This window comes from Pantoea ananatis PA13, from assembly GCF_000233595.1.
Classification (GTDB): domain Bacteria; phylum Pseudomonadota; class Gammaproteobacteria; order Enterobacterales; family Enterobacteriaceae; genus Pantoea; species Pantoea ananatis.
Map to the genome: position 1 here is coordinate 746,457 of NC_017554.1, position 12,854 is coordinate 759,310.

11 protein-coding genes are annotated in these 12,854 nt (G+C 55.8%); 3 read left to right on the top strand and 8 right to left on the bottom strand.

Going from position 1 to position 12,854, the window contains the following annotated elements; all coding sequences use genetic code 11:
- Positions 1-147: 147 nt before the first annotated feature.
- The 6 genes from PAGR_RS03675 to PAGR_RS03700 form a co-directional block, all read right to left on the bottom strand.
- Positions 148-1,008, bottom strand: a complete 861-nt coding sequence (locus PAGR_RS03675; protein WP_014605034.1) for a ketose-bisphosphate aldolase — start codon at positions 1,006-1,008, stop codon at positions 148-150.
- A gap of 86 nt (positions 1,009-1,094) precedes the next feature.
- Positions 1,095-1,946, bottom strand: a complete 852-nt coding sequence (locus tag PAGR_RS03680; protein WP_014605035.1) for a class II fructose-bisphosphate aldolase — start codon at positions 1,944-1,946, stop codon at positions 1,095-1,097.
- Positions 1,947-1,955: 9 nt separating this feature from the next.
- The gene (locus PAGR_RS03685; protein WP_013027233.1) at positions 1,956-3,047 is read right to left on the bottom strand and encodes a PTS fructose transporter subunit IIC; all 1,092 of its coding nucleotides are present in this window, start codon (positions 3,045-3,047) and stop codon (positions 1,956-1,958) included.
- Positions 3,048-3,058: 11 nt separating this feature from the next.
- Positions 3,059-3,373: a PTS fructose transporter subunit IIB gene (locus tag PAGR_RS03690; protein ID WP_013027232.1), complete on the bottom strand. Its 315-nt coding sequence runs from the start codon at positions 3,371-3,373 to the stop codon at positions 3,059-3,061.
- Positions 3,374-3,395: 22 nt separating this feature from the next.
- Positions 3,396-3,866: a PTS sugar transporter subunit IIA gene (locus PAGR_RS03695; protein ID WP_014594631.1), complete on the bottom strand. Its 471-nt coding sequence runs from the start codon at positions 3,864-3,866 to the stop codon at positions 3,396-3,398.
- 18 nt (positions 3,867-3,884) lie between these two features.
- On the bottom strand, positions 3,885-5,447 hold the full coding sequence (locus tag PAGR_RS03700; RefSeq protein WP_014605036.1) for a BglG family transcription antiterminator: 1,563 nt from the start codon (positions 5,445-5,447) through the stop codon (positions 3,885-3,887).
- Positions 5,448-5,839: 392 nt separating this feature from the next.
- Between PAGR_RS03700 and parC the strand changes: the two genes are divergently transcribed.
- The 3 genes from parC to ftsP all read left to right on the top strand — a co-directional run bounded on the left by parC (position 5,840) and on the right by ftsP (position 10,471).
- Entirely contained in the window at positions 5,840-8,113 is a 2,274-nt protein-coding gene (gene parC, locus PAGR_RS03705; protein WP_014605037.1) for a DNA topoisomerase IV subunit A, read from the top strand.
- A 44-nt stretch (positions 8,114-8,157) separates the two neighbouring features.
- Positions 8,158-8,895: a 1-acylglycerol-3-phosphate O-acyltransferase gene (locus PAGR_RS03710; RefSeq protein ID WP_014594628.1), complete on the top strand. Its 738-nt coding sequence runs from the start codon at positions 8,158-8,160 to the stop codon at positions 8,893-8,895.
- 145 nt (positions 8,896-9,040) lie between these two features.
- Positions 9,041-10,471, top strand: a complete 1,431-nt coding sequence (gene ftsP, locus PAGR_RS03715) for a cell division protein FtsP (RefSeq protein WP_013027227.1) — start codon at positions 9,041-9,043, stop codon at positions 10,469-10,471.
- Positions 10,472-10,527: 56 nt separating this feature from the next.
- On the opposite strand, the gene PAGR_RS03720 is transcribed toward ftsP, so the two are convergent.
- Both PAGR_RS03720 and dkgA read right to left on the bottom strand, forming a co-directional pair.
- A complete protein-coding gene (locus PAGR_RS03720) occupies positions 10,528-11,463 on the bottom strand; it encodes a flagellin N-terminal helical domain-containing protein (RefSeq protein ID WP_014594627.1) in 936 nt (311 codons plus the stop codon).
- Between the two features lie 504 nt (positions 11,464-11,967).
- A complete protein-coding gene (dkgA, locus tag PAGR_RS03725) occupies positions 11,968-12,795 on the bottom strand; it encodes a 2,5-didehydrogluconate reductase DkgA (RefSeq protein WP_014594626.1) in 828 nt (275 codons plus the stop codon).
- Positions 12,796-12,854 lie beyond the last annotated feature (59 nt).

Sequence of the window (12,854 nt, forward strand, 5' to 3'; positions counted from 1 at the left end):
CCGGTACAGGAAGTACCGTCTCCGCTGGTTCGTCAGGCTGACGAACGCCGCGAAGGCACCGCGTTAGCGGCGCGAGGACGTCAGATCCGATACCGTGGCGGTGGGAACCGCACGGAACACCAACCACACATTTTTACCCTTAAGTACTCAATACAGAGAGGCTTTCCCCAGTCCGCCAAACAAGTTCATTTTGTAGCGAATGACCGCCTTGGCCGCCTCAATCGCTTCAGGATAAATCACGTTTGGATCCCACCAGGTTTCGCGGGTCAAGACTTCGCGCACCTTCTGGAAATAGGCATATTTCATATCGCTGGAAATATTGATTTTACCCACGCCCAGCGTAACCGCCTCCGCCACTTCGGCATCGGGATTCGCCGAACCGCCGTGCAAGACCAGCGGAATGGACACGCGTTGCGAGATATCCCGCAGAATATGCATTTGCAGTTCGGGCTTCATATCTTTGGGATAGATACCGTGCGCCGTGCCTATTGCCACCGCTAAAGTATCCACGCCGGTGCGCTGCACAAAGTCTTCCGCCTGCGCGGGATCGGTGTAAATCACTTTACTGACGCCGCCCTCTACCGAGGTGCCGGTATCGCCAATGGTCCCCAGTTCGCCCTCGACAGATACGCCCACCGCGTGCGCCAGCTTCACTACCTCTTTGGTCAGCGCCACGTTTTCTTCATAGGGCAGCAGCGAGCCGTCAATCATGACCGATGTAAAGCCACACTGAATAGCGCGCAGCACGTGGGCAACCGAAGCACCATGATCCAGATGCAGGGTAAAGGGCACGGTACTTTTCAGAGTGCGCTCCCGAACATAGCCAAAAAACGCATCCGTCACGAACGCCAGTTCGCTGGGGTGAATAGAGATAATGGCCGGAGTTTGTGTGGCTTCGGCTTCTTCCACCACCGCGCGGATAAAACAGCTGTCGGCCACGTTAAATGCGCCTATAGCAAAGCGGTGTTGGCGGGTGGGGCTTAACATCTCTTTCATTGAAATCAACATGTTAAATCTTCCTCAGCTTGTTTTACGACAAAGGGATGCCCTGCGCTGACGTTCAGAGACGCGCACCGGGTTACAGCAGAAAAAAATCAGATCTGATTAGCGGAGCCGGAACAGCTCAGATAGTCATGTACGACTTCGCAGCAGGCGGCCTCCATCAGCGCCAGCAGATCAGGCAGCTCAGCAGCGGGATGCTGCTTAAGCGCCTGATGGAGCGCCTGCTTGCCTGCATCAAAGACCGCCGCGCCAACGTTAATCTTGGCGACGCCGTGCTGACTGACGCGTCGAATATCGTCGGCTGGCGTGCCGCTGCCGCCGTGCAGCGCCAGAGGAACCGGCGAAACCCCATGCAGCGCAGCCAGACGCTGAAAGTCGATTTGCGGTTTGACGCCAGCGGGATAGAGCCCGTGCGCGGTCCCAACCGACACCGCTAACAGATCGATGCCCGTCTGTTGCAGAAAGGGCACCACGTCCGCCACCTGGGTCATTTTCACCGCAGCGTCTGCCAGCGCATAGGTTGGGGCATCGGCGATATGCCCCAGTTCGCCCTCCACACAAACCCCGGCGGTATGCGCCATCTCGACCACTTTTGCCGTCTGGCGAATATTTTCTGCCAGCGGCTCGGAGGAGGCATCGATCATCAGTCCGGTAAACCCGGCGCGAAAGGCCTGTCCAATCAGCGGAAAGGCTTTTCCGTGGTCAAGCGCCAGCGCGATCGGCACGCGGGCATTCGCTGCCAGCGCCTGAACCAAGGGCACGGCGACAGCGGGCGGGAAATGGCGGCTGTGCCCCTGATAAACATTCAGGATCAGGGGCGCGCGTTGCTCCTCCGCCGCCTTCACTGCTGCACGTGCGCTCTCCAGATTGAAACAGTTGATGGCCAGTACCGCATACTGATTACGGGCAGCCCGTGCGATCAGGTCGTTCATTGCCGCGTACATACGCACTCCTTATTCCAGTGTGAATTTAATGTCGTCGTCGCGAACGCTGTGGTCTTCCACGTCGTCAAACTCTTCGTCGGCTTCGGTCACCGGCTTTTTCAGCAGCGATAGCATCACGCCACAGATCGTGCTGCCGATACCGAGCGCCAGGCAGAACAGCCAGGGTTTGGTGAAGAGGGGCACTACGAACATGCCGCCGTGAGGCACGGGCGCTTCGACGCCCCAGACCATAATCAGCCCGCCGGCGACGGCGGAAGCCACCACACAGCTGCCGACGACACGAAGCAGATCGCGGGCGGCAATCGGGATCACACCTTCAGTGATCATGCAGATCCCCATGGGAAAGGCCGCCTTCAGCGCCTCTTTTTCCGCGCGGGTGTACTTATGGCGGGTTAACAGCCAGGAAAGGGTGATACCAAAGGGCGGGATCATCGAACCGACAAATTTGACCGCTTCCGGTCCGTAAATACCGTCGACCAGCATGCCATCCGCGAACAGCGACATGGTTTTATTGACCGGCCCGCCAAAGTCGAAGGTGGCCATCGCCCCCAGAATGGCGCCCATAACGAACTTCGAACCGCCCTGCATGGATTCCAACAGCGCAATCAGCGCCTTCTGCAACCAGACGATGGGCTGGCCGATGAAGGTCATCATCAAAAGCCCGGCGATAATGGTGCTCAGCACCGGTAACACCATGATCGGCATCAGGCCCTGCATCGACTGCGGCAGCCGAATGCTGCGGCGCAACAGAATCACCGTATAACCCACCAGGAAGCCGCCAAGGATGCCGCCGATAAAACCCGTGCCGATCTGGCCGCAGATAAAGCCTACGATTAAGCCAGGCGCAAAGCCCGGCCTGTCGGCAATCGAGTAGGCGATGGCGGCGCTAATCAACGGCACGATCAATCCCATGCCCCAGCCGCCCATCTGGTTCAGCATCCAGGCAATCGTGCCGGGATGTTTGCCTACGTCCGGACCACCGATGACCTGGCCCAGCGCGATACAGATCCCGGCGGCGACAATCAGCGGGATCATCCAGGAGATCCCCGTCAACAGATGACCTTTGATCTCCTGTCCGTACTGTCTTTTGTTATCGTTCATTGTGGATCTCCTCAGGCACGCGCCAGTGAATCCGCCACTTTTTCCAGAAACTTAATCGGCGACTTGATCACCACTTCAGTTTTCACCCTGACGATCGGTTTGCCGCGAAAGCGTTCCTCACCGTTGATCTTGACATCCACCGCCAGAATGACGACATCGGCGGCGGCGATGGTTTCCGTATCGAGGGCGTTTTCAGTACCAATGGTGCCCTGCGTTTCTACGTGGATGGTGTGACCAAGGGCATGGGCTCCCTTGATCAGTTTTTCGCGCGCAATGTAGGTATGCGCGATACCCGCCGTGCAGGCGGCGACACAGACAATGTTCATGGTCTACCTCGGACGTGTAGGATTAACAGAGGTCGGTCTCGGCGTACTGACTGAACAGCCGAATGATTTCGCTGGGGTCGTTTTCCACCAGCAACTGCGCAATCACCTCATCATCGGCCAGCGCACTGGCCACCTGGGACAGCAGGCGAATATGGGGGGTATTTTGATCTTCAAGGCGAACGGCAAACAGGATGATGCAGCGCACCTGGCTGCCATCCAGCGTTTCCCAGGGAATATCCTGCTGGCTGCGCCCAATGGCTAACGTGGTCTGTTTCACGGCTGACGATTTCCCGTGGGGAATGGCAATGTGATTTTCAAACCCTGTCGAACCCTCTGCCTCGCGTAGCCAGACATCCTTGATAAAGGCCTGTTTATCGCTAATCGCACCGTCACTGAACAGCAAATCGGTCAGTTCAATGATGGCCTCCTCTTTACTGCTGGCTTGCAGGTTGAGATTGACGCGGCGTGGCGTAAGAATGCGAGAAATATCCATCAGTCAGACCTCATTCAGTTAATGTTCTGCCAGGGCGCTGTTAACGGCCTTCGGCAGTTGGCTGCCAATCATGGCGTCAGTCACACGGCGAATATCGTCGTCATTGAAAAACGCGGTCACATACACGGTAGGAAACAGCGAGGTATCGAGGTGAATAGTCGAGATCACCAGATCCACCGGCTCCTGTTGGCAAAAATCGCCGAGGTTACTGGCCGAAATGACGCCCGCAATAATCCAGTCCGGGAACGCGCGCAGAATACGGCTCTTCAGGAGATGCGAGGTGCCGACGCCGCTGGAACAGACCAGCAAAATGCGTTTATGGGCGATTTGCCGTTCCAGCGCGGCCTGAAAATGGACACATAAATAGCCCACTTCGTCGTCAGCAATCGACCCGTAATGAAAACGCGCGGCGGTAAGCTGCATGGCCCGCTGAGTCAGCGTAAAAATTTCACTCAGCTCCGTTTTAATATCATCGAGCAATGGATTACGAATGCTAATATGATATTTCAGCCGGTTAAGTAATGGCTTAATATGGAAAAGTAAACCTTCAAATAATAAAGGATCGGCAGTGAGGTCCTGTTGAATCAGTTCTGAGAAGCAGCGAATTAATTCAACCGTAATATTACGCGACGCTTCATTCGATAATTGATATTGCGGCAACATATCGCTGCCGCGTTCTTCAACTACAATGCCCGACGAAATAATGTACTGATAAATAAATCCGACTTCATCCGCTGGCACTGACTGGCCTAAACGTTGTTCAACCTGTCGCACCATTTGGCGGGCAATCTTCAGAATGCGATTATCCATTTCCTGAGCGCTCAGCGCTAAGGGCAGAGATAAAGCCTTACCCTGCGACATGCGGTGGATCATAATCAGGATGTGGGTGGACAGATTGATGTAGTACGCATCGCTCAGTGGATAGCCAAGCTGCTGCTCCATCTGCTGCAGTAAGGTCTGCACAAACGCCACATCCTCCTCGCCAAAATAGTGGACCAGCGCCTGGTAACTGCCCGGGTCCAGCCGCGGTAGCGCTGTGTTACTGCCACCGTAATGCTGCATAACATCGTTAATCAGCGATACCATCGCCTGACGTAATGCCTGCTCACTGCCTTCGACATGCGTACCGCTCTGACTTCTGACCAGCGCCAGCGCCAGCGGTTGTAGCCACTCTTCAATGACCTTTAAATCGTTGACGATAGAAGCGTGACTAATGAAATAGCGTTCAGATAACTTACTGATGGAGGTTTCACGCGGCGCATCCCTCAGCAGCTGTGACAGAATTTTCACCCGGCGTGCATTGTTGCTTAAACCTTCAGACCAGTTCTCTTCACTGGCCAGATGCTGCTGTAATCGCAGGCGTTGCGCGATATCCTCGGTTTGCAGTATCACGCTGCGACCGGGCAGCTTGATCAGCTGTGCCTGCCAGGCGCCCAGCCAGATTTCCAGGCTTTGCAAATCGCGATAAATACTTTTTTCAGAAACGGTTAACTGCTGGGCTAATTGCGTTAAAGCCAGCGGCGTACCCGCCTGCAGCAGTAATTTCAGTAACCGGTGTTGTCGTGAAGTCAGATTCTGCATTCAGTCACCTGTCTATTATTTCGTTAGCGGTGCTTAAGTGGCAATTCGTTAAATCCAACCTGGAAAAAAATAAAAGTGTGTAACAGCGTTAAAATTGAATGTAGGGCGTGGAAGGCGAATCAACAATACTAAATGTTGTCCCCGAAACGGGACAGGATTAATACGCTATAACGTCGCCGGTAATTAATTGCGAGCGCGGTCACAAACTATTAGAAATAAGACATTCGGCATTTTGTCCTGAGGCGGATTTTCGGCGATCGGTCAACCGGGAAAAAACCCCAGGCCTGACTGCGTCTGGCCTGTGACTAACACCCACGAATAAGGTACTATCCTCGCCAAACAACCGCCGGGTGATCCGCCGTTGCGGGTCACGATGTGAGGATGAGGACTTAATGAGCGAATTGACGCAGGATGGTGCAGAGCGTCTTGCCCTGCATACGTTTACTGAGAATGCGTACTTAAATTACTCCATGTACGTCATCATGGACCGCGCGCTGCCTTATATTGGCGACGGTTTAAAGCCCGTGCAGCGCCGCATTGTCTATGCCATGTCAGAGCTGGGGCTGAACGCCACCGCCAAATTTAAAAAATCCGCCCGTACCGTCGGTGACGTGCTGGGTAAATACCATCCTCATGGCGACAGCGCCTGCTATGAAGCCATGGTGCTGATGGCACAGCCGTTCTCCTACCGCTATCCGCTGGTCGATGGCCAGGGAAACTGGGGCGCGCCGGACGATCCTAAATCTTTCGCCGCCATGCGTTACACCGAGTCGCGCCTGTCGAAGTATGCCGAAGTGCTGCTGGGCGAGCTGGGGCAGGGCACGGCTGACTGGGTGCCGAACTTTGACGGCACGATGCAGGAGCCCAAGATGCTGCCGGCGCGGCTGCCGAACATCCTGCTGAACGGCACCACCGGCATTGCGGTGGGCATGGCAACGGATATTCCGCCGCACAACCTGCGTGAAGTGGCGCAGGCCGCTATCGCCCTGATTGACGATCCGAAAACCAGCCTGGATGCGTTGCTGGAAATCGTGCAGGGCCCGGATTTCCCGACTGAAGCCGAGATCATCACGCCTCGTGACGAGATTCGCAAAATCTATCAGAACGGACGCGGTTCGGTGCGCCAGCGCGCGGTGTGGAAAAAAGAAGACGGCGAAGTGGTGATCACCGCGCTGCCGCATCAGGTATCCGGCGCGCGCGTGCTGGAGCAGATCGCCAACCAGATGCGCAACAAAAAGCTGCCGATGGTAGAGGATCTTCGTGACGAATCCGATCACGAAAACCCCACCCGGCTGGTGATCGTGCCGCGATCCAATCGCGTCGATCTTGAGCAGGTCATGAACCACCTGTTCGCCACCACCGATCTGGAAAAAAGCTACCGCATCAACCTCAATATGATCGGCCTGGATAACCGTCCGGCGGTAAAAAACCTGCTGGAGATCCTGTCTGAATGGTTAGTGTTCCGTCGTGACACCGTGCGCCGCCGTCTGAACTACCGTTTAGATCGCGTGCTGCGCCGTTTGCATATCCTTGACGGTTTGCTGGTGGCGTTCCTCAATATTGATGAAGTGATTCATATCATCCGTACCGAGGACGAGCCGAAACCGGTACTGATGTCGCGCTTTGACATTAGCGAAACCCAGGCTGAAGCGATCCTTGAACTCAAGCTGCGTCATTTGGCCAAGCTGGAAGAGATGAAGATTCGCGGCGAGCAGAGCGAGCTGGAAAAAGAGCGCGATCAGCTGCAGGCGATTCTGGCGTCCGAACGCAAAATGAATACGCTGCTGAAAAAAGAGCTGCAGGCAGACAGCAACAATTTTGGCGACGACCGCCGTTCACCGCTGCGTGAGCGTGAAGAAGCGAAAGCGCTGAGTGAAACCGAGCTGGTGCCGTCCGAGCCTGTCACCATTGTGCTGTCGCAGATGGGCTGGGTGCGCAGTGCTAAAGGACATGACATCGACCCGGCAGGGCTGAGCTACAAAGCGGGCGACAGCTATCTGGCGGCGGCGCGCGGCAAGAGTAACCAACCTGTGGCCTTTATCGATTCCACCGGACGCAGCTATACGCTGGATCCCACCTCGCTGCCGTCGGCACGCGGGCAGGGCGAGCCGCTGACCGGTAAGCTGACGCCACCGCCGGGTGCCGTTATGGAGCAGGTGCTGATGGAGCCGGAAGAGCAGCGTTTGCTGATGGCGTCTGATGCCGGATACGGTTTCATCTGTACCTTCAACGATCTGATTTCGCGCAACCGTGCGGGTAAAGCGCTGCTGACGCTGCCTGAAAATGCCCGCGTGATGACGCCCATGGCTGTACATCACGAAGATGACATGCTGCTGGCCATTACGCAGGCGGGCAGGATGTTGATGTTCCCGGTCGGCGAGCTGCCGCAGATGTCAAAGGGCAAGGGCAACAAGATTATCTCGATTCCGTCTGCGGATGCCGCGTCGGGAGCGGATAAACTGGCCTGGCTGATGATCCTGCCACCGGGCAGTGCGATTACGCTACACGTTGGCAAACGCAAGCTGCTGTTACGCAGTGAAGAGTTGCAGAAGTTCCGTGCCGATCGCGGCCGTCGTGGCACACTGCTGCCGCGCGGCCTGCAAAAAATTGATCGGGTCGAACTGGATGCGCCGGCACGTCCCGGCAGCGCGGACAGCGACGCGTAATTCACCCGGCTGGCCCCGGCCAGCCGTGTCACATTGAGGAAAATATGTTACTGATATTACGCACTATTATCGTAGTGATTTATTCAATATTGCTGAGTTTTTTTGGCTGTATCTGGTGCCTGTTCTCGCCACGTAATCCGCGCCACGTTGCGACCTTTGGTCACCTGTTTGGCAAATTATCGACGCTGTTTGGGCTTAAAGTTGAGCTTCGTCGGCCCGAAGGCGCGGATAACTACGGCAACGCGATTTACATCGCTAACCACCAGAACAACTACGATATGGTCACTGCAGCCAAGATTGTGCAGCCAACAACGGTCACCGTCGGTAAAAAAAGCCTGTTGTGGATACCTTTTTTTGGTCAGCTTTACTGGCTGACCGGCAACCTGCTGATCGATCGTGACAACCGCGCCAAAGCACACGGGACGATCGGTGAGCTGGTGGATCAGTTTAATAAAAAACGCATCTCCTTCTGGATGTTCCCGGAGGGCACGCGCAGCCGTGGTCGTGGGTTGTTACCCTTTAAAACCGGGGCATTTCATGCCGCCGTTGCCGCAGGCGTGCCGATCATTCCAATTGTAGTATCGAATACTCACGGCAAGATTAACCTCAACCGCCTGAAAAACGGACTGGTGATTGTGGAAATGCTGCCGCCGGTGGACGTGAAACAATTCGAATCCTCTTCGGTGCGCAAGCTGGCGACTCACTGCCGGGAATTGATGGCGGCCAAGCTGGAAGAGCTGAACGCCGAAGTCGAAGAACGCGAAAAAAACGGTAAAATCTAACCGATAAGCCCTTTATCGGACTATTCTGCATGGATGCCCCACGGCGAGTCAGCATGACGTTGCTCGCCGTGCACGCAGCACAGCAATGGCAGCAATAAAAACAGAGTTGGCGGTTCAGCGCCACGCGTAAAAGGTCTGAAATTCAATGTCTTTCAGCAGACGTCAGTTTATCCAGCTTTCTGCCGGTGCGGCGCTCAGTGCCGCGCTTGTGCCTCATGCGGCGCGTGCCGCTTCTGCGGGCGGTGATACGCCCCTGCCTGTCCCGCCGCTACTGGAATCTCGCCGCGGTCAGCCGCTGTTTCTCACCCTGCAGCGCAGCCACTGGTCGTTTAACGGCGATAACAATAAAGTCCCGGTCTGGGGCATCAACGGCATGTACCTCGGCCCCACGGTGCGCGTGTACAGCGGTGATGATGTCAAACTGATTTACAGCAACCGCCTCAATGAACCCGTTTCAATGACGGTCAGTGGCCTACAGGTGCCGGGCGCACTGATGGGCGGCGCGCCGCGCATGATGTCAGCCGGGGTCGACTGGGCGCCGGTTTTACCCATTCGCCAGAGTGCCGCGACCTGTTGGTATCACGCCAACACGCCAAATCGCATGGCCCCGCACGTGTACAACGGCCTGGCGGGCATGTGGTTGATTGAGGATGACATCAGCAAGCAGCTACCTTTGCCGAAACACTATGGCGTGGATGATTTCCCCCTGATTATTCAGGATAAACGGCTGGATAACTTTGCCACGCCGGTTTATGACCCACCGGGCGACGGCGGTTTTCTCGGCGATACGCTGCTGGTTAACGGTGTGCGTAACCCTTTTGTCGAGGTATCACGTGGCTGGGTCCGTCTGCGGTTACTCAACGCCTCCAATGCGCGGCGTTATGAACTGAGCCTCAGTGACAACCGGCCCTTCACGGTGATTGCCAGCGATCAGGGCTTTCTGCCGTCACCCGTCGCCGTACAGCGCTTAACTCTGGCGCCGGGCGAACGGCGTGAAGTCTTAGTGGATATGTCGCAAGGGGATGAAGTCTCCATCACGGCAGGCACGGCGGCGGGCATTATGGATCGTTTGCGCGGTTTCTTTGAGCCCTCCACAATCCTGACCTCAACGCTGGTGCTTACGCTGCGGCCTACCGGCCTGCTGCCGCTGGTGACGGATAACCTGCCGATGCGTTTGCTAGCCGATCAGATTCTGGATGGCGCCTCGGTGCGCACGCGTGAGTTCCGCATTGGCGACAGCCTGCCGGGCATCAATGGTGCCGTCTGGGATATGAACCGCATTGATTCTACCGCACAGCAGGGCACGTTCGAACGCTGGATTATTCGCGCCGATCGTCCGCAATCTTTCCACATCCAGGGCGTCATGTTCCTGATTAAGAGCGTAAACGGCGCTCAGCCCATGGGCGAAGATCGCGGCTGGAAGGACACGGTCTGGGTGGACGGAGACGTAGAGCTTCTGGTGAGCTTTACGCAAAGTTCTTCTGAGCATTTTCCGTTTGTCTATCACAGCCAGACGCTGGAACTGGCGGATCGCGGCACGGCAGGTCAGCTGCTGACGCAACCTACGCTGTCTTAGCGGCACACGTGCTTCAACAGGGCAGGAGAGCCTCTCCTGCCCGTGCCCTTCGGAGATTAAAACCGAAGAAGCTGCAGCATCAACTGGGGCATCTGGTTGGCCTGAGCCAGCATCGCTACGCCGGCCTGCTGTAAAATCTGCGCCTGTGACAGCGCCGATACTTCTGTCGCGTAATCAACATCCTCTATCCGGCTCCGTGCGGCAGTGAGGTTGGTCACCATGCTCCCCAGGTTGGCGATAGCGGACTGAAAGCGGTTCTGGTCTGCCCCCATCATGCTGCGTTGCGTGTCAACGAACTGAATCGCCCGGTCAATATCAGTCAGAGGCGAGTTCCCCGTCGCTGTCCCGTTCGCTCCGCCAGTCACTGCGCCTTTCAGAACGTCAAAACCCTCTGCGGCAACCGTACGTGCGGCCCCGTTAACGGTATCACCTGATGTCATCTGACGGACGTTGAGCGTGGTGCCGGTTGTTCCCGCTTTTAGCAGGTTGTACCGGTCACTCGAATCAATATCGATGCTGATGGTTTCACCGTCTTCCGCACCGACCTGAAAGCGATACTCGGACGCACCCGATCCGGTATTCAGCACCTTAATGCCATTGAAATCCGTTTGCGCCGTAATGCGGTTAATTTCCTCCATGCGCTGGTTCACTTCGGTCTGAATCGAGTCGATATCCGCAGCGGAGTTGCTTCCATTTTGTGCCTGTACCGTGAGGTCGCGTATACGTTGCAGGTTGTTGTTTATTTCATCGAGCGCGCCCTCAGCGGTTTGTGACAGCGAAATACCCTCACCGGCGTTTCGGGTGGCAACCGTCATTCCGTTGATCCTTGAGGTCAGACGGTTAGCTATCGCCATCCCGGCAGCATCATCTTTAGCGCTGTTAATGCGGAGTCCGGAAGAGAGGCGTTCAATGGCCGTCGACATCGCGTTTTGCGAAAGGAAAAGGTCATTCTGAACGATCAATGACAGGATATTGGTATTGATAACCGACATGACAGGCTCCTGGGTTGATAACGTTACGCTTTACTTCACTGCGCCTTAATGCCGCGAACCCTTGAACGGGGGTGGGCGGGCAGCAGAGCCAGGCTAAAAGATCATAACGTTAATCATTATCACCCCGGTTATCAGACCGGCACAGTCAGTCAGCCCGGCGGTGTGTTGCAAAGCGTGACGCGCTAACAGGAAACGGAGCCACCAGCAGGCTGAGCCCGTTTTTAAACGGCACAGATAACCGTATTGCTGGCGGATAAGGCAAGGTTTTAGAGGGGGGATTTGACTTAACGAGGCGCAGGATGTGGCGATGTGCTGGCGAGCCGCTCATCTTGTGCCGGAGAAGACGAATGCGTCTGACGCAGGCTGATCATCAATGATGTCCTTTGACACAGATTTTAAAAAATCTTAAAACTCCCCGTTCCCGCGCAGCCATAAAAAAAAGCCTCCCCCAGCCGGGAGAGGCGATGCGTACCCACTCTCTTGTTAAGTCGAGGCAGGCGATGGTCAGCCGTTGAACGTATCCGGGTCAGGCCCCAGGCGATTACCGCTGTCCAGCTTCGCAATCTCGCTCATTTCTGTCTTATCCAGACGGAAATCAAACACCTTGAAATTTTCTTCAATGCGCGCAGGCGTGACGGACTTAGGGATCACCACCAGGCCGCTGTCCAGGTGCCAGCGGATGACGATTTGCGCCGGGGTTTTACCGTATTTTTTCGCCAGCGATTTGATGATGTCCTGATCGAATACGCCTTCACCGCCCTGGGCCAGCGGACTCCAGGATTCAGTCTGAATCTGGTGCATGGCGTTCCAGGCATGGAGCGTGCGCTGTTGCAGCATGGGATGCAGCTCAATCTGGTTGATGACCGGAGTCACGCCCGTCTCTTCCAGCAGTCGCTTCAGGTGTGGCTGATTAAAGTTGCACACGCCGATGCTCTTCACCAGGCCCTGCTGCTGCAGTGCGATCATGTGTTTCCAGGCTTCAACGTAGTGATCATTCTCTGGACACGGCCAGTGCATCAGATAGAGGTCAACCTGATCCAGCTTGAGTTTTTCCAGGCTGGTTTCCAGCGCCTGCTGAACGTTTTGCTGGTCGCTGTTCCACAGCTTGGTCGTGACAAAGATATCGTCACGCGCGACCTCCGTTTCCTGTAGCGCCTGACCTATGGCTTCTTCATTTTTATACGCGGCGGCGGTATCAATTGAGCGATAGCCGACCTCCAGCGCTTTCAGCACGGCATGACGGGCATCTTCGACGCTGGCTTGCCACACGCCAAGTCCCAGTTGCGGCATCATGTTACCATCGTGCAGTTTGATAATGGGTTGGTCTGCCATAACATGCTCCTTACATTTGCAGTAAACCAGTGAATCCTCGCTGTGCTTAAGTCTAGCTA